The sequence below is a fragment of the Coleofasciculus sp. FACHB-1120 genome, assembly GCF_014698845.1.
In the GTDB taxonomy this organism is placed as follows: Bacteria; Cyanobacteriota; Cyanobacteriia; order Cyanobacteriales; family FACHB-T130; genus FACHB-T130.
Map to the genome: position 1 here is coordinate 37,913 of NZ_JACJTV010000012.1, position 18,618 is coordinate 56,530.

15 protein-coding genes are annotated in these 18,618 nt (G+C 44.5%); 12 read left to right on the forward strand and 3 right to left on the reverse strand.

What is annotated here, in order from left to right:
• Positions 1 to 43: 43 nt before the first annotated feature.
• The 10 genes from H6H02_RS13445 to H6H02_RS13490 all read left to right on the forward strand — a co-directional run bounded on the left by H6H02_RS13445 (position 44) and on the right by H6H02_RS13490 (position 14,427).
• On the forward strand, positions 44 to 2,257 hold the full coding sequence (locus H6H02_RS13445; RefSeq protein ID WP_190818419.1) for a phosphoketolase: 2,214 nt from the start codon (positions 44 to 46) through the stop codon (positions 2,255 to 2,257).
• Between the two features lie 104 nt (positions 2,258 to 2,361).
• On the forward strand, positions 2,362 to 3,213 hold the full coding sequence (locus tag H6H02_RS13450; RefSeq protein WP_190818421.1) for an NgoPII family restriction endonuclease: 852 nt from the start codon (positions 2,362 to 2,364) through the stop codon (positions 3,211 to 3,213).
• Between the two features lie 24 nt (positions 3,214 to 3,237).
• Positions 3,238 to 4,326 carry a DNA cytosine methyltransferase gene (locus H6H02_RS13455; RefSeq protein WP_190818423.1) on the forward strand — a complete coding sequence of 363 codons (1,089 nt, stop codon included), beginning with the start codon at positions 3,238 to 3,240 and terminating at the stop codon, positions 4,324 to 4,326.
• Between the two features lie 308 nt (positions 4,327 to 4,634).
• Complete coding sequence (locus tag H6H02_RS13460) at positions 4,635 to 5,960, forward strand: four-carbon acid sugar kinase family protein (protein ID WP_190818425.1); 1,326 nt, start codon at positions 4,635 to 4,637, stop codon at positions 5,958 to 5,960.
• 124 nt (positions 5,961 to 6,084) lie between these two features.
• Positions 6,085 to 6,885 (forward strand): septum site-determining protein MinC, encoded by an 801-nt coding sequence (gene minC / locus H6H02_RS13465; RefSeq protein ID WP_190818427.1) that lies wholly within the window; start codon positions 6,085 to 6,087, stop codon positions 6,883 to 6,885.
• Between the two features lie 298 nt (positions 6,886 to 7,183).
• The gene (gene minD / locus H6H02_RS13470; protein ID WP_190818429.1) at positions 7,184 to 7,990 is read left to right on the forward strand and encodes a septum site-determining protein MinD; all 807 of its coding nucleotides are present in this window, start codon (positions 7,184 to 7,186) and stop codon (positions 7,988 to 7,990) included.
• Between the two features lie 20 nt (positions 7,991 to 8,010).
• The gene (gene minE, locus H6H02_RS13475) at positions 8,011 to 8,301 is read left to right on the forward strand and encodes a cell division topological specificity factor MinE (protein ID WP_190818431.1); all 291 of its coding nucleotides are present in this window, start codon (positions 8,011 to 8,013) and stop codon (positions 8,299 to 8,301) included.
• 459 nt (positions 8,302 to 8,760) lie between these two features.
• Positions 8,761 to 10,341 (forward strand): PKD domain-containing protein, encoded by a 1,581-nt coding sequence (locus H6H02_RS13480; protein ID WP_190818433.1) that lies wholly within the window; start codon positions 8,761 to 8,763, stop codon positions 10,339 to 10,341.
• A gap of 1,566 nt (positions 10,342 to 11,907) precedes the next feature.
• The gene (locus tag H6H02_RS13485) at positions 11,908 to 12,612 is read left to right on the forward strand and encodes a hypothetical protein (RefSeq protein ID WP_199329159.1); all 705 of its coding nucleotides are present in this window, start codon (positions 11,908 to 11,910) and stop codon (positions 12,610 to 12,612) included.
• Positions 12,613 to 13,572: 960 nt separating this feature from the next.
• Positions 13,573 to 14,427, forward strand: coding sequence for a PEP-CTERM sorting domain-containing protein (locus H6H02_RS13490; protein WP_190818437.1), 855 nt, complete (start codon positions 13,573 to 13,575; stop codon positions 14,425 to 14,427).
• An 88-nt stretch (positions 14,428 to 14,515) separates the two neighbouring features.
• Here H6H02_RS13490 and H6H02_RS13495 read toward each other — a convergent pair whose 3' ends face one another.
• Positions 14,516 to 14,686 (reverse strand): hypothetical protein, encoded by a 171-nt coding sequence (locus tag H6H02_RS13495; RefSeq protein ID WP_190818438.1) that lies wholly within the window; start codon positions 14,684 to 14,686, stop codon positions 14,516 to 14,518.
• 980 nt (positions 14,687 to 15,666) lie between these two features.
• On the opposite strand from H6H02_RS13495, the gene H6H02_RS13500 reads away from it, so the two are divergent.
• The gene (locus H6H02_RS13500) at positions 15,667 to 16,515 is read left to right on the forward strand and encodes a choice-of-anchor L domain-containing protein (RefSeq protein ID WP_190818440.1); all 849 of its coding nucleotides are present in this window, start codon (positions 15,667 to 15,669) and stop codon (positions 16,513 to 16,515) included.
• A 156-nt stretch (positions 16,516 to 16,671) separates the two neighbouring features.
• Here the strand turns inward: H6H02_RS13500 and H6H02_RS13505 are convergent, their stop codons facing one another.
• Entirely contained in the window at positions 16,672 to 16,812 is a 141-nt protein-coding gene (locus H6H02_RS13505; RefSeq protein ID WP_190818442.1) for a hypothetical protein, read from the reverse strand.
• Positions 16,813 to 17,062: 250 nt separating this feature from the next.
• Entirely contained in the window at positions 17,063 to 17,299 is a 237-nt protein-coding gene (locus tag H6H02_RS13510) for a hypothetical protein (RefSeq protein ID WP_190818444.1), read from the reverse strand.
• Positions 17,300 to 17,688: 389 nt separating this feature from the next.
• Between H6H02_RS13510 and H6H02_RS13515 the strand changes: the two genes are divergently transcribed.
• On the forward strand, positions 17,689 to 18,534 hold the full coding sequence (locus tag H6H02_RS13515) for a choice-of-anchor L domain-containing protein (RefSeq protein ID WP_190818446.1): 846 nt from the start codon (positions 17,689 to 17,691) through the stop codon (positions 18,532 to 18,534).
• Positions 18,535 to 18,618: the final 84 nt, after the last annotated feature.

Here is an 18,618-nt window from a genome sequence, read left to right on the forward strand (position 1 = left end):
TTTAGCTTCTCGCGCACTTAATTTACAAGAGGAATCTGAGACTATGACCGCACCGACTCAAGAGGCGATGTTAGCGACGCCTGCTTTTTCCGATGGAATTCAATATTTTGGCGAGAATTTGCCAGGATTTGAGACGGCTGGAAAATCTCCTGCCATAGAAGAAGGTAAGCCAAGCATCGCCTCTCCCACCGATCCGGCTGCTGTCTTCCAAACTTTATTGTATGCAGATGCTTTACGCTATTTGACCCTGCAAGTCACTGGAAGTAAAGCATCCGGACACCCCGGCGGTTTTGCGTCTCAAGCAGAAGCCTATGCGGCTTTGGTTATGCTCGGTTACAAGAATATCATCACCGAAGTCGGGCATCACGCCCCCGGATTTTATAGTGCGATGTTCTTGGATCGGTCGCTAGAGGACATGGGAATCACGACTGTGCAGCAATTGCGCGATCGCTTCCGGGAAAAGCACGGACTCTTAGGACACCTCTCCGGCTACATTCCGGGCATTCTCGCACCCGCTGGCCCCTTGGGACAAGGGCAACATTTCGCAATGGCAGCAGCAAAGCTGCACCGCGACAAGCTTTTCCCCTTCACTCTCGGTGACGGAGGTTTAGGCGAACCCTACATTATGAGTGGGATGGGACACTTCCACACCGCCTATCCCGAAGTCACAAATTTCTTGCCCGTTCTAGTTTGGAACGGCTACAGCCAGGAACACCATAGCATGGTGTCCACCAAATCCAACGAGCAGATGATCGGTTACTGGCGCGGCAATGGGTTTGAAGAAGTTATCCTAATTAATGCTAAAGATTACGACGATCAAAACCAACCAGGAGATTACGTTGATAGCACAGCCTTTTCCTTCGAGAAGCGGCTGGAATTCACCAAAGCGGTGCTACTGGCAGCAGATAAAGCAGCGAAATCTGCACTCGGCGGCAAACTCACCGTACTGATTATTAAACAGCTCAAGGGTGCGGGTGTCCACGCCAAAGGTGCAAAATCCCACAACCTCTATCCTAAAGACACCCTGGACAGTGCCCACATCTCCACCGCTTTGAAAACACGCGCCTTATCATCTGCGGCGTGGGAATTGGTGCGGACGAATTGCGAACGCGCTGGTGGTGGTCCTGCTTCTAAGACCGTTGTGACAGAATTTGAGTTACCGTTGCCAGACTTGGGTGAATTGCCCTTGGAAGAATATCCTGTGGGTGGCGAGGCAAAGGTGTCAACGACAGCAATGGGGCGTTTGGTAGGGAAAGTGGGAGAAAGCGATCGCAATTTCCTCGTTACCAACGCTGACGGCAACGAAGCTTCTGGGATTGCCAATATTAACCAAGCCCTCAAGATTATCCACCCTACAGTGGACGATCTCTACAATCAAACACCCCAAGGACAAGTTTACGAACCCCTCAGTGAAGACGCTTGTGCCGGGTTAGCGGTTGGCTTATCCCTGATGGGTGCTAGAACTCTCTGGTGTTCCTACGAATCCTTTGCCATCAACGGCTTACCGATTTGGCAAACGGTAACGCAAGCGATGGCAGAATTGCGCCGTCCCACTCCCTCTACGATTACCTTATACACTGCTGGAGCCTTGGAACAAGGGCGCAATGGTTGGACGCACCAACGTCCGGAAATCGAAGCGTATTTCGCCGCCATGATGCGGAATGGCAACGTTTTCCCCCTATTCCCCCCTGATGCGAATAGTATCCAAGTCTGCTACGACTGGGCGCTGACAACAAAAAATAAGGGAATTGTGATTACTGCGAGCAAATCGCCCCTACCGATTCGCACGACTTTTGAACAAACTCGCCAAGGGTTGCGCGACGGTGCCATTGTGCTGCATGAAATCCCCGGTGACAAAATGGTGGTGTTTGCCGTGATTGGCGATATGACGCTGATGCCAGTCTTTGAAGCCGCCGCGTTTTTAGAAACCGAAGGCATTGGGGCGCGGATTGTCTCGATTATCAATCCCCGCCGCTTGTATCGTCCTCACGATGTCTCCTGGGATACCTGTTCCGAATCCGATGGCGGCTTTTTGGATGATGCTGGCTTTGCCAAGCTATTTGATGGTGATGCTTTAGTTGGTGTCACAGGTGGCGCTTCTGGGATGCTGGAACCCATCATGCTGCGGAGTAACTGCAAGCGCGATACTTTCTCCTGGAAGCGTGGCGAAACGACAGCGAGTGCAGGTGAATTGATGGCATTTAATGGATTAACTGCCGAAGCGTTAACAAAACGCGCGATTGAGTTAGTGCATTAAGTTTAGTTAGCTCATAAAGTTTTATCGCTCTCTTGTTTCTTCAGGAGAGCGATATCACTCCTTGTTGTATTATTTAAAGATGGTAACAGCTACACCTCAAATTTATGACTAATATTTTGAAGGCAATAAAAACAATTATTGCTCATCCTATTTCAAATTTAATTAGTCATTACGAAGGGAGAAATAGAATTAATCAGATTGGAGATGCGTTAGAGTCTTTCGTTAAGGATGTATTTGCTGACACTGTTAATGAGACAGACCAGGGAAGAAGATTAGCGAAATATTCTGAAGTGTTTTCTTATAGTGGAAATGCTAACAACCCACCGGATTTAATATTGAAAAATGGTGATGCTATAGAAGTTAAAAAGATAGAGTCGTTGGGAGCAGCTATCGCCTTAAACAGCTCTTACCCTAAGTCTAAGTTATTTTCTGATAGTCCGCTGATTACAAGTCATTGCCGTAACTGTGAAAATTGGCATGAAAAAGATATTATTTATGCGATTGGAGTTGCAGAAAATAAAAGAATAAAACTACTTTGGCTTATCTATGGTGACTGCTATGCCGCAGACAGAGAAATTTATGAAAGGATTATAGATACAATGGCAAGAGGAATTAATCAAATACCGGGCGTTAATTTTTCAAAAACAAAAGAACTAGGTAGAATCAATAAAGTAGATCCTCTGAATATAACTTATTTGAGGATTAGAGGAATGTGGGGAATAGAAAATCCACTATCAGTTTTTGACTATGTAAACTTGGATTATCAGAAAAATAACCAGTTTCAAATGATTGCTATAATGAAAGAAAGTAAGTATCTATCATTTCCTGCACCAGACCGGAATGAAATCGAATCCTTGGTTAATAATGAGCTGAAAATTATTGATGTGAATATAAAATCTCCAAATAATCCGGTTCAGCTTATTCCTGCTAAAGTCATAGCTTATAAACTATTGTAATATAATAATTGACAGCAAAAATCAATGGATGTTTTATCTTTATTTTCTGGTTGTGGTGGTTTAGACTTAGGTTTTCGTCAAGCCGGATTTAATGTCGTCTGGTCAAATGAATATGATAAGACAATTTGGGAAACTTACGAATTAAACCATCCAGAAACAAAGCTAGATAGAAGAGATATTAGAACAATCAGTTCTCATGAAATTCCTGATGCCATAGGTATCATTGGTGGACCTCCCTGTCAAAGTTGGAGTGAAGCTGGTGCTGGGCGAGGAATAAATGATACTAGAGGTCAGTTATTTTATGATTATATTAGGATTATTAAGGAAAAAAAGCCACTTTTTTTTCTAGCTGAAAATGTCAGCGGAATTTTAGCAGAAAAGCATACTCAAGCCTTTACAAACATTTTGTACCAATTTAAGGATGCTGGTTATGATGTGACTTACAAACTGCTGAATGCTAGTAATTTTAGAGTACCTCAAGATAGAAAACGGGTAATTATTATAGGATATCGAGAAGACCTGGGAGGAACTTTTGAGTTCCCGAAGGGTAGCGCTGAAGTTTTAAATTTAAGAGACGCTATCTATGATCTGAATCAAATACAACCTATCCCAATAGTAAGCGAGGTATATAAACGTCACTCATTTGTACCTAATCATGAATATATGGAAGGGGGCTTTTCCAGCATTTATATGTCAAGAAATAGAGTAAGAAGCTGGGATGAGCCATCTTTTACGATTCAGGCTGGTGGTAGACACGCTCCTATACATCCTCAGGCAAAAAAAATGGTTTGGGTTGGAAAAGATAAATGGATATTTGACCCTAATTCATTAAATTCATATCGGAGATTATCTGTTAGAGAATGTGCAAGAATACAAACTTTTCCAGACAATTTTATTTTTAAATACAAGCATATTTCAGACGGTTATAAAATGGTCGGAAATGCCGTTCCTGTTAGCTTGGCAAAAATGCTTGCAAACAAAATTCTTGTAGATATAAAACAGTATCTAGATTTAGGTGTTTGTACGAGTTTGCGTAGTCACAGCTATGCGACAGAACTGACATTATTTGAACCCAGCTTTTTGACACCAACAAAAGTAAGCTACGCCGATTAATGGCATCTGGCTCGTCAAGCAGAGTAAATTTAAGGAAAATTTGAAGGGAATAGATTTTTAAGAGAATTTTTTGCTGTTTTTCAATTGGCGATTCCTATTGTCATTCTCTCTGTCTAATACATGAATGGAAGGGGTTGGAAAAGAGCGATCGCATCCTTGTATCCAAACTAATTATTGCAACAAATTATTGCAGGCAATCGCCTATACTAATAAATTGAAACTTTCTGTCACGAATTTGAAGCGTTGGAGATTGGAGTCAGCGTGCAGAAAGAGATGAGAAAATTATAGGGGCAGCGTTCGGATTTAAGATGACAACCAAACCAAAAATTATTGTCCTCGATGATGATCCTACTGGTTCTCAGACCGTTCACGGCTGCCTGCTGCTGACGCGCTGGGATGTAAATACCTTGCGGTTAGGGTTGGCGGATGAGTCGCCGATTTTCTTTGTGCTGACGAATACGAGGGCGCTGACTCCAGAGGAAGCGGCAAAGGTTACTAGAGAAGCTTGCCGTAACTTGAAGGAAGCCATTACCCAATCAAACATTCATGATTTTCTAATTGTTAGTCGTTCTGACTCCACCCTGCGCGGACATTACCCAGTCGAAACGGATGTTATTGCAGAAGAATTGGGTTCCTTTGATGCCCATTTTCTAGTTCCTGCCTTCTTCGAGGGGGGACGAGTGACCCGCGACAGCGTACATTATTTGATAATTGACGGCGTTCCTACACCCGTTCATGAAACTGAGTTTGCCCGCGATTCAGTCTTTGGCTACCACCATAGTTATTTGCCTGATTATGTGGAAGAGAAGACAAAAGGTAGAATTCCAGCTAACAAGGTAGAACGCTTTTTACTAACAGATATTCGCGCTGGGAGTTTGGAACGACTGATGAACCTCAGTGGCAATCGGTGCGGCGTCGTAGATGGAGAAAATCAGGCAGATTTAAACCGCTTTGCAGAGGATATTCTAGCAGCAGCCAGTCAGGGAAAACGCTTCCTATTTCGCAGTGCTGCCAGTATCTTAACCGCCTTAGCTGCTTTGCCTCCACAACCCGTAGCGGCAGAAGATATGGCGCAATATGTGCGGGAAGGCAAACTGGGTGCAGTGATTGTCGGTTCTCATGTCAAAAAGACGACACAACAGCTAGAACAACTGCTAAAAGAACCGGGGACAGTTGGCATTGAAGTAGAGATTGAACGTTTACTTGATGATTCTGTTACTGCGTTAGGAAGTCTCCTCAATGAAACACTGGAAAAGGTTCATGCAGCGTACAATTCCGGGAAAACGCCTGTAGTTTACACTAGCCGCAAAGAACTTACTTTTAAGGATGTGCAAACGCGGTTACTGTTTGGGGAAGATGTTTCTGCTTTGTTGATGGATATCGTACAGGGTTTACCTGCAAATATTGGTTTTCTCATCAGCAAAGGCGGCATTACTTCTAATGATGTGCTGAGTACAGGGTTGGCGTTAACCTCAGCGTGGTTACTCGGTCAGATTTTGCCCGGATGTTCGATGGTACGGACTCCAGAGAATCATCCCCAATTTCCAAATTTGCCCGTGGTGCTGTTTCCTGGCAATGTGGGGGATGCGGATGGGTTAGCAACGGTTTATCGGCGTCTGAGTCAGCATCGTTAGCCAACGGAAGGTTCAAGGTTGAGGGATAAGAAGTTCTCCGGTTGCCCTCTTGTCTCCTTGCCCTGATGCCGCTTGCCTATATCATGGATAATTAGTCAATCCGCCCAGGTCAGGCTTTTCGTCCATGACTTCTGATTCGTCCGTTCCGATAGCTGTTTCAGTTGTTCCCGAAAATACAGGGGAAGTAAATTGCCACGAACAAGTTCGCATCAAAAGCGACCAAAGGTGGCTGACATTAATTTTGCCCCCAGAAGCGGAGACACCCGCCACGGCTAGCTGGTCTGACCTTTGGCAACAGCTGAAGCAGCGCCTCAATGCCGGTGAACGCTTCTGGCAGCCGAATACAGAGGTGCATTTGGTGGCAAAAGATCGCTTATTAGATGGACGCCAACTACAAGCGATCGCAGATGCCCTTGCCGAAGATCGGCTACAACTCAAGCGTGTCTACACCAGTCGCCGTCAAACCGCTGTTGCTGCGGCGGCTGCCGGTTACTCGGTGGAACAAGCACCCCCAGTTTCGCCCCTCAATCAACCGCCTTCGCCGCCAACGACTGTATTAGCTGAACCCCTCTATGTGCAAACGACCGTGCGTTCGGGGGTGGAAATTCGTCATCCCGGTACTGTCATTATCCTGGGAGAAGTAAATCCGGGCGGCAGTATCATCGCATCGGGCGACATTATAGTGTGGGGGCGTCTGCGCGGGATTGCTCATGCTGGTGCTGAGGGCAATCAAGAGTGTTTAATTATGGCGCTACAGATGGAACCCACCCAACTGCGAATCGCTGATTATCTGGCGAGGGCACCGGAAAATCCACCGGCTCAATTTTATCCGGAGGTTGCCTACGTAACGCCGGAAGGAATTCGGATCGCAAGAACAACTGAGTTTTCTAAAACTCAGTCTTTATCGATGGGGGTTGGACGTTAAAAAGGCAATCTAGGGGGAGTGATAAGTTCTGTAGGGGTTGTAGGGGCGATGTCTACTCTCTGTCTGCCCTAAGTTTTGCCTTAGCTTTCATTGAAGGACTTATTATTTTTGAGTAGTAAGTATATACTGAACTCAAAACTAAAAAACTCAAAAATAATTGATTGACCTAATTGAAAACGGGAAAATCCAAACTCTCTCAAGGGCGAATTTACTAGGTATAGCTGTGGGAGAATAGACAATTCGATTAAACTCGCCCCTATACTTTCACGCACTAAAACGAAGCTAAGAACTTTTCAACATGAGTCGCATTATTGTGATTTCCTCCGGCAAAGGAGGGGTGGGGAAAACCACCGTAACGGCAAATTTAGGCATGGCTTTAGCTAGGGCGGGGCGTCAAGTTGCTCTAGTTGATGCGGATTTTGGCTTGAGAAATTTGGATTTGCTGCTGGGGCTAGAAAATCGGATTGTCTATACAGCGGTTGAAGTCCTGGCAGGCGAATGTCGGTTAGATCAAGCATTGGTGAAAGATAAGCGGCAGCCGGGACTGGTGTTATTACCCGCTGCCCAAACCCGAACCAAGGAGTCAATCAGCCCCGATCAGATGAAACAGCTGGTTAATGAATTAGCTGCCAAGTACGAATATGTCTTGATTGACAGTCCAGCGGGGATTGAGATGGGCTTCAAGAATGCGATCGCTGCCGCCCAGGAAGCCTTGATTGTGACAACGCCAGAAATTGCCTCTGTGCGCGATGCTGACCGGGTTGTCGGCTTACTGGAAGCACAAAACATTAAGCGTGCCCACCTGATCGTCAACCGCATTCGACCGGCAATGGTGCAAGCCAATGACATGATGTCGGTAGAAGATGTGCAGGAACTTCTCGCCATTCCCTTAATTGGTGTGATTCCTGATGATGAGCGGGTTATTGTCTCCACCAATCGGGGCGAACCTCTGGTACTGGCTGAAAATCCTACCCTACCGGGAACGGCATTTTTCAACATTGCTCGCCGTCTAGAAGGGGAGCCGATTGAGTTTCTGAATTTGGATGCTGGTAATGACGGCTTCTTTTCTCGCATCCGAAAATTATTGTGGTCTAAGATTATCTAACCTTCACATCTGCCCGATCCATGATTAGCGAACTTTTAGAACGACTTTTTCCTCGCATTAATGTTGACAACAGCCGCGCGGAAGTCAAGCGCCGCTTGCAATTGGTCATTGCCCACGATCGAGCTGATTTAACACCAGAGATGGTGGAGTCAATGCGGAAGGAAATCCTGGAAGTCGTCTCTCGCTATGTCGAAATCGAGGCAGAGGGGTTGGAGTTTTCTCTCGAAAGTAGCCAACGGGCAACGGCATTAATCGCCAATTTGCCTATCCGGCGAGTCAAAACAGAGGCGGAGCCAGAGGATAAAGAGTAGCGATCGCATTCAGGAGCGTACTGATGAGCGATCGCTACTCTATGCGTTCCTGACATCTGCTGGAGGGCGGCACCCATCCTATCAAAGCCGTCACAAAATTTTTAATCCTATTTTTATTTCTTAAAATTAAAATAAATGGGATTCTAAATCTCAAGCTTTTATGCTTTCCTATCTCCTCAGAGCGAACTTAGTTTTCATGCAAATTTAGGGCGAATGAGTCTAATTTGCCATGAAACTTACTCCTCTGGCTAAAGTTAAACATAAACGGATTGGCTGTTTTTACTGCTGTGGGTGGATAGGCAATTTATCGGTTGTCATTAACAATAAAAAGAGAATCACTCCAGTATTTAAAACTCTTTTCCCACAAAAAAAAGAGCTTTTCAGGAGTCGATTGATTAGGGGCATCGAGAAAACCCGTTGCAGCATTAAAATATCTACTCTTGAGGATGAGCCGGTGTAATGACTACCTCTTTGTGGAAACATCTATCAGCCGGTATCGTGACCACCCTGATTGCCTTGGGAACAGCCGCACCCTCTAGGGCAACCACTCTCTCCGGTTATGCAACTACCGGAAACATGATGAGTGGGATGCAGATTACAGTTGGTTTTCTAGATGGAACCTCCCAAACAGCAATTTGGGGTGCCACAGATTCTATTTCGGGCGGCGCATTTGGGAGTGGCTGGTCGCTCACCCAAGCGGGTAATACATACGATTACGCTCCAGCCTATGGTGCATACGGCTGGAGATTGACTCACTCCGGTGTCAGCCCTATTGGTTCGCTACTCATCAATGCGATTCCTGGAAATGCCGTTTTTGATACTTATCCTAATCTAAATGGTTCCCAGAATACGCCTGGGTCAGCAGAGGGTTGGGAATTCCAGGTAATATCAGGGCAATCTCCCACTGCGTATGCCTACTCAGTCCCGATTGACATTTCAAACGGCGACTTATTTGGGGCGCTTTCGATGTCCTGGAACGGCGGCTTTAACGGGACGATGCGATTTATCGCCGATACGGATAGCGGTACCACCGCCGATCCAGTGAAGCCCTTAGAACCACCACCACCGCCGCCGCCACCGCCGCCGCCACCGCCACCACCACCGCCACCGCCGCCGCCACCGCCGCCACCGCCGCCACCACCCCCAAACATCGCGCCGGTTCTGAGTTTTGACAATTACACGATTTATGAGGGTCAATCGGTATCGCCGATACTGTATGCCACCGATCCCGATCCCGACGCGATCGCCTTCTTTCTGAATGGCAATTTTGTTGGTAGCGATCCTAATACTTCAGGAGTCCGTGCATTGTCCGTACCCCTAGGGACTTATGCGGATGAGGGAAGTTTTGCCTTGACAGCGCAAGCACAGGATAGTCGAGGTGAGAATAGTCCGCCCGTTACTCAAACGCTGACGGTTCTCAATGTTGCCCCCACTATCACTAACCTGACCCCAAATTTAACTATTAAAGAAGGCGATCTCTTTAATTTTGGTGGCACCGCGACCGATCCAGGGATCTATGATGTTCTAACCTACAATTGGGACTTGGATAACAACGGCCTGTTTGATAACTTCACTGGCCCCAACGGGCAGTCTTCCTTTGCCGATGAAGGTTTCAATCCCATCGGGCTGCAAGTCTCAGATGGCGATGGTGGGTATGCTTACGGTGGTTTTAACGTGACGGTTGAGAACGTTGCCCCCACCATTACTAGCATCACCTCAGCACTCACGGTTTTAGAAAACCAGAAATTTGATTTTGCGGCTACCGCAACCGATCCGGGCATCCTGGATCTGCTCAGCTTTGATTGGGACATCAATAATGATGGCATTTTTGATGACTTCACCGGCACAGCAGGGCAATGGGCTTTTAGCGATCGCGGGACTTATACCGTTGGCTTAAGAGTCTCTGATGGCGATGGTGGGTTTGCTTTCAGTTCTTTTGATGTGACTGTTAAACACGTCCCCGAACCTTCGAGCGCGATCGCTCTATTGGCGTTTGGTGCTGTTGGTGCGGGTGCTATCCGCAAGCGCAAACAGTCCTGAAAAATTAGCTTGCTTCTTAGGCAGGTTGGCATAGCCCAACCTGTCAATTTCACCTATCTAGATAAAAAATAAAAGTTTTGTCAAAAAGCGATCGCTTTTGCATAGCTCCAATCCAATTGGGAGCGAGACAACTTAACACGCTTAAACGCCTTGAGCGTAAGGGAAGGAGAAGCCGGACGCCCTTAGATTGGGCTGGAATCTTCCGAAAAAGCGATCGCTTCTATCCAATTTATAAACCGGAAATGCCACCTAAGTTTATGTAGAACTAAAAACGGTGAAAATTACAGTTATAAATCGTACAGTAGCTTTGGAAATGGCTAGCTAGTAATGATGTGAGGAAGTCATCAATTTGGTTCAGCCCTTGTATGGGTTAAATCTTTGAAACTACCTATTTATCAGGATTTCAAAACCAAAAATCCCAAATTTAAACAGCCAACTGGGATCACGGGGAATCCACCGCTCTAGGAAGTGCCAGGAGAACCAGATTCTGCATCCAGGGAATGGGTGATTAGTGCTAATAATCACTCTGAAATGCTGATACAAAAAGGGGAATAGAAAGCCAGAGACAAACATCCTTAACTAATGGCGAGAAAAAATTGGAAATTTCCGGATCTTCCTTAGAAAGGATAGCAATTGGTGTCAGAGAGGAGAGATGTATTGGGCAATACTATTTCCTACTTCACGTTACATCCAACACGCGATCGCATTATCACAGCAGCTTTGCAGCTAGCGTATACCGCGATGATTTTGTTGCTCTCCCAAGCCTCTTTTTTAAGGGAAAAAATCGATTCTAAGCCTCTTTGTTAAGGGAGTTGGGGATGTCCAATCACCTCTTTGCAAACCGTTTTGACGGATTGGGGAGTGTCTGCACGGCGTGAGCCGACAAAGCCCCAACTACCCTCCCAGCATAACTAACACCAGATGCGATCGCCTCTAGACAGGGAGCTGACAGAGCGATCGCCCTTAACGGCTGTTAAAGTAGCATTCCAAAGATTAATCCTTTATTGAAAGTTTATGAACTCTCTGTATAATTTTTTACAACCTAGCATTAACTTAGCAATAGAAATTCTGTCTAAAGGCTGATTTAGGATTTCAAGTTTTCTTGACTTTAGCTATTTAAATATATTGTTTCGATAAAGATTACGGGAAGGGGCTGGTAATTGATTCAATAAATGTGCCACACTTTCCACAGAAATGACTACAAAAAAAGTTTTATTTTTTAAAGTACACAAAGTCAAGAGGAGATTTGTAGATTTGTTTGAAACAACAAAGGCACTCATACGTCAGAGACTATACAGTTATTAACATTTAACTGGATAGGCACGGAATTGTAGAAAGTTCTATCTATCTGGAGCAGCTTTTACCAACAACTGACACGAAACCTTGAAAATTCATCTGTAGAGATTGATTCTATCTGCGATTACCTGAAATCCTGATTCGTCATCTTTACAGTGCTTTGGCTTGCGAACGCCACAAACTTTTCACAGTTCCCTCCAGCGGAGCGGGCAACCCATATAGTCAAGATTCACTTTTTTAGAAAAAAGTTTTATGAGTGCCTTAAGTCTTATGAAAAAACTATCTATGACAGCCGCTGGAGTAGCCTGTATCTCAGCAGGAGGGATGTGCGCCAATGTCCCCCCCCTCAAAGCGGCAATTCTGGCAGTAGATAATTCAGGGTCATGGGCAACTGGATCAGATACCCTATCTAAGCTAGGTTTCAACATGGTTCAGGTAACAAATAGTTCCGAACCAGAGTTTTCGATTATTTCTACTCTCTCATCGCCTTTGGGTAATTTGACCTTCAGCCCTGAGGTTCAAAAAATGGAAATTAATTCCGGCTGGACAACGTGGAGTCATGGCTACATGGGCGAGGTATATTTTAGCGGCTGGAATGTCTTAACCACGACGATTACACTGCCAACTGGGATTAGTGCATTTGATTTATATGTAGAGCCAAACCTCTTTGGCTTATTCGATATCGCAGTAACGGGTATCAATGGTACCTCGACAACCCTGTTGCAGAAAGTTAATGGTATTTCAGGTGCTAAGTATTTTGGGTTTTATGCCACTGAGGGGGATTTGCTTTCCAGCATCAAAATCACCGATCTCTCAAACGGTGCTTCTCTTGGCTTTGGCATGGCTGAGTTTCGCCTCGCATCCCGTACAGTTGTTGCTGTTGCTGTTCCTGAATCCTCTTTTGGGTTGGGTGTATTAGCGCTTGGTGCGTTAGGTTCTATTTCGCGGCTGTTGGGGAAACGGCAACACAAATAGGAAGATAGTCCCAAGTGAATGCAAAATCAATATTGAGAACTGCTGTATCTTCCATCCCAGAAGCACAGCAGTTTTTTTTGATAAGGGATGTTGAATTCGCGTGTCCCTACCAGAGCGATCGCATCTTGCCTAATGGGACTTAGCCAAAAACTAAGGCAAAAATCGCTTCAAACCTAGACAGAGAAGTATTTTCAGCTCGAATATGCATAAATCTAGTATCCACAAGGGTTTCAGGCGTTTTTAGGTCATCAATCTCTTTTCCTTACCCAGAGAGCTTTTCAGCCCCTTTAGAGCCTTTAAATTTGTTTAAGTCCCGCAAAGAATGCTCTCTAAGCGATCGCCCAACGATGAAGCCAAGCTCTGGCAGGCAGATTGTGGACAATTAGCACCCTTCTCCTACGTAATAACCCTTCCGTGTTTTCACGAGATTAGTAATTTAAAGGCTTTATAAAATCTTCATTAAAGTTTTAGTTGGAAATCAGTTTGAAAGCTTTACTGGATAATCCATTTGGTAAATATTTTTCTTTCCGCTTGATTCTACCATTGTAAGTTTTCTGTAAAGCTGCGAATAGATATTGAACGGTCATTGCTATATTTGACAACAGTTTCGCTTCTTACAGACTGATAAACCAAAGTAATAGGACATCCTAAGTAGTTTCTCTAGGTCATCTCTTTTCCAATTTCATGGAAATTTACTTGTTGACATTTGGAGCAAACAAATGCATATCTTTTTTCTAAAAAATTATCAGAATCAAGAACTAGCCTTTCCGTAATACCCAGGCTTTGACCCGTAGTAAAAATAAGCCCAACGAGCAAAGTTTTTAAGTATTTACCGCTACTGGAAATCGAAAAACTGCGATCGCACTGTCTGAGTATTCATAGACCCAGCAGAGATTTTGCATGTTCGCACTGGCTGGGTATTCAGACCGCAACATTCACCTTTTTGGAGTCAAAAGTTTAATGGCTATTTCTACCCTGGTTAAGAAATTTATTCCTCATGCCGTCATAGTAGCAACCGCAGCCCTCGCAACAATTGCCGCTGTTGCTCCAGCCCAAGCTTTAACCTTCTACTCGGATCGTGCAGCCTTCAATGCTGGATCAAAAAATCTCCAGAATATTGACTTTGAAGATTTACACACAGCCGAGAACGACCCCGACAGCAGTGGATATACATACTACGGAGGCAGCACCACCACGCTTACGGAGAAAGGTGTCCAATTTAAAGGTGGTGATTCCAAGGCGGTGGTTGGGGGTTTTCCTTACGGCTACGACTATAGCGACTCAGTCCCCATTTTAGGTTCAGGTGATGCGCTATATACCTACGGCTTTAGCTACTCGGAGTCAAGCTCATACGGTGGCGAATCCTCTTCCGATTCCGTTAGCAAGCACCTCACTATTCTTCTCCCATCGAATACGACATCGATCGCATTCGATTTCAAGAGCTTGCTCGACCTAAGTACTGACGACTTTAAGATCAGTATCGATGACCAGATATTTGATTTCAATCCCTCAATTAATTTTGTTGGATTCACATCTGATACGGCAATCAGCTCAATCAAGTTGCTGGGAGTTCCCCGCCACTTCTCCTGGAACCAGGACGGTCTTAGAGACACCAACAACGATGGCGTCATCGACAGCAACGACACCGACTCCTTCTCCCAAACTGGCTTCGAGTCCCGTGCAACTCTCGATAACTTCACTTTCGGGCAAGTGGCTAAGTCAGTGCCCGAACCCGCTTCAGTGCTTGGTTTGCTAGCGGTAGGTGCTTTTGGGGCAACTTCACAGATCAAGCGTAAACAGCAAGGCAAAGCTTAAGCTAATAGCCGATGCGCCTCGCGCCAGCTTAACTGCGTGACTGCTATGTCTTTTTTTAAAAGGCATGGTAGTTTTTTTGCGGAATGATTCAGGAGAGGTTTTCCCTAAATGAGATCGCATCCATCTCTGCATGAAGGATAGCGATCGCAGCGTGTATTGCCTTCCACTGTATTAAGGGGAAGTCTCTGGCAGTCGTACAGCCTCCGAAGGATGTTCCTGAACTCAGCTTAATGCTTGGCTTGTTGAGCGTTGAAGGCACAGCGATTTTTTTATGGCTACTAACTTGCTCTTGGTGCCGTCATCTCCTTACTGATTTAACGATTAGGGCAATATCCGCCACTGGCAGAAACCCAAAGATAATACGGCACTCTCACTGGATTGAGGACACAAAAGAGCGATCGCTCTGATATTCACTTGCCTCACCCAAAGGTGCGATAGCGAAGCGCTGACTTGTCAGTTCGCGTCTTGCCTAAGAATGCCCTATAAGCGATCGCCCGACGATGAAGGGAATGTATTTCGGGCAAATTCCTGGCAATAGAAATCTTACTTACTTAATTTCACTTAAAAGCAAAGCTAAATTTTCATATTAATGTTCTCTAGTATTTAAGCTTTCAATTTGCCTCAAAGCTTTATTGAGTAACGCACGCGACAAATAATTCCTTATAGCTATATGGCTATTAGCTTGCCATACGTATTTTTTTGAATAAAACTACCAAGAAAAATTATTTTTTTGCCCGTAATACGTAAGTGAGTTTCATGTCTGGACACCTCAAAAAACATAAAAACTTAATTATTGTAATTTTATACAACGTGTTTTTACTGAAATACCCGAAAATCTACGCTGTTGAATTTTAATAAAATCAAACATTATTCTGAAAAGTGAAGAGTTGTTTAATAAAAGAATTTTACTTTACTGGAATTTTGTATGCGTTTGCTTGGAAAAACAAGCTTTTCTATGGACAAAAAGCTTACTCTATAAGCAATTTGGCGTAAAAATGCTAGTTAATTAATCCGCGATTGCACTACTTACGTACATATTGTTTTGATGAATTTTAGATAAATGGTCTAGTAATTCCTTTTTAAGGATGCCAAAGTAGGTACAGAAAAGAAATCACAGGAACCAAAGGTTAATTAACTACTATAAGTTCCTAATTATTCGCAGCTTAGATTTATAGAAAAGCTGCCATCTTCACCCCAGAGTATTTTCACTGCCAACATCTAACTTGTGTGAGACAAACTATGAATCTTCTTGCTAAAATCGCTGCCTCAACTGCCGTTAGTGTCACTGCTGCTCTCGCTCTACTTGGGAATTCAGCAATGGCGTTCACAGTGACTCAAAACAGCAATACGAATAGTTTGCTGAATGCCTTGTTGGGCGATACAACGGGACTAAGTAACTTTTCGATCAATGCCACAGGCAATGCTGCTGCTTTTGGTCTTTTTAGTGACGACCCCTTCGGTTTGAGTAATGGCATTGTCTTGAGTACGGGTAAAGTCACCGATGTAGTCGGTCCCAATAATTCTTCAAGTAAGAGTACAAGTTTCGGAACGTCCGGTGATACGGCTGGTTCCTATGACTTGGCTAAGCTCGACATTAGTTTTGACGCTGGCGCTACCGTAGATAAGCTGTTCTTCCAATATGTCTTCGGCTCGGAAGAGTTTGTAGAGTACGGTGGTTCCTCTTTCAACGACTCTTTTGAACTTCTGCTCAATGGTGTCAACCTAGCTAAGTTGAACGACGGCAAAACCGTCACAATCAACAACCTCGTTCCCAATCCTAATGGTCCTTATCACGCCGACTACATTAACAATCCCCAAGGGAGTGCGACTACTCAGTTAGATGGTTACACCAAAAACTTGACTTTTGAGGGTTTAGTGAACAAAAACGCCAAGAACACTCTCAGCATCAAGATTAAAGATGTAGGTGATTCTTCATGGGATTCCGCTGTGTTCATTAAAGGGAAATCTGTGGGAGTTGTAGCGCCTCCGAAAGATGTTCCAGAACCCAGCTTAATGCTCGGCTTGCTGAGTGTTGGTGGGATGACCTTGATCGGTCGTCGCCACAAGCAAAAAGCATTGAAGGCTTAATTCGGCTGGGATGGCAAAGATAGTTTAGCTGGTTGAGTGCCTATCCCAGGCATAAGAGTAAGACCTTTAGCGCAAAACCCAATTTTGACTGCTAGCTAGCTGTGTCTTTTAGGAGGCACAGCTTTTTTTATGGCTACTCACTGGCTCTTGGTGCCGTCATCTCGCTACTGATTCAACAATTAGGGCGATCGCTGCCGCTGGTAGGAACCCAAAGATGATATGACACTTGAAGTGAGAGTGTCTATTATCAAGCGATCGCTCTGAATTCACTTGCGTCACCCAAAGGTGCGATAGCAAAGCGCTGACTTGTCAGTTCGCGTCTTGCCTCATTCACCTGCGCGATAGCGTTAGCGAAGCGAGGCGTTAGCCTAGCGCTGACTTGTCAGTTCGCGTCTTGCCTCAGAATGCCCTACAAGAGATCGCCCGAAGATGAAGCAAAGTCTTGTAAGCAGATTTTAGACAATTAGTACCCCGGCTCTAAGTAATAATGCTTAAGTATTTTCACGCAATTATTCATTTAAACCTTTATAAAATCTTCATTGAGTTTCTAGTGAAAAATTAGCTTTAAAGCCTGATTAACTAAGCCATTCGGCAAATATTTTTTCTTCTGCTTGATTTTATCATTGTAAGTTTTCTGTAAAGCTGTGAATAGATATTGATAACTCGCTGCTATATGTAAAGCAGGTTTCACCCCTTGATGACTGAAAAATGAAAGCAAGATTAAAGCCTCAGTAATTTCTACAGAGTCTTTTTTCTCATTTTTAAGGGAATTTACTTTTGACATCCAAAAGCAAATAAAAATTTTTCTTAGTACTGAGAAAAATCCCAGGCTTAAGGGCTAGCCTTTACGAAAAATTCATACTTTTAGCTGTAGCAAAGGTAAGCCTTAGGACAGATGAAATAGTTATAGAGTCAGCAATTCGTCTGTCTTACACTATTAATCGTCTAAAATTCTACGAGCTAAGGATATATTTTTTTAATGAAGTTTAGGAAATCCTACTGACAAGGCTCTCTGCAGAATGCCACAGTAGATACAGAAATAAATTGGAACTGGAACTCAAGGTCAATTGGATACTGAAGTTCCTAAGTACTTACAGCTTCTGTAAATCGAAAAGCTGCGATCGCACACCAGGGTATTTTCACTGTCAACTTCTAACTTGTGTGAGACGGACTATGAATCTTTTTGCTAAAATCTCTGCTTCAGCCGCCATTGGTGTTACTGCTGCCCTGACCATGTTTGGGAATTCAGCAATGGCATTCACAGTAACTCAAAATAACAATACAAATGCTTTGCTGAATTCCCTGTTGGGTGATACGACGGGACTGAGTAACTTTTCAATCACCACCACAGGTGATGCTGCGGCTTTTGGTCTTTTCAGTGACGACCCCTTCGGTTTAAAAGACGGCATTGTCTTGAGTACGGGTAAAGTCACCGATGTAGTTGGTCCCAATAATTCTCCAAGTCAGAGTACAGGTTTCGGACCCGGTGGCTCCGATGGTGACTTGGCTCAACTGGATATCAGCTTTGACGCTGGCGCGACCGTAGATAAGCTGTTCTTCCAATATGTCTTCGGCTCGGAAGAGTTCCTAGAGTTCGGTGGTTCCTCTTTCAACGACTCTTTTGAGCTATTGCTCAATGGCGTCAATCTAGCTAAGTTAAACGACGGCAAAACCGTCACGATCAACAACCTCGTTCCCGTTCAGGACGATCTATCTTCTGCGAACCCCGACTACATTAACAATCCCGCAGGGAGTCCTGGTACTCAGTTAGATGGTTACACCAAAACCTTGACCTTTGAAGGTTTACTCAACAAAAACGCCAAGAACACTCTGAGCATCAAGATTCAGGATGTAGGAGATGGTTCATACGATTCCGCTGTGTTCATTAAAGGGAATTCTGTGGGAGTCGTAGCGCCTCCGAAGGATGTTCCTGAACCCAGCTTAATGCTCGGCTTGCTGAGTGTTGGTGGTATGACCTTGATCAGCCGTCGCAACAAGCAAAAAGCACTAAAAGCGTAATTTGGCTGGAATTGCAAAGATTGATGCTTGAGTGCCTATCTTAGGCGCAATAGTATGAGTTTTAACTCATACGCATAATTTTTG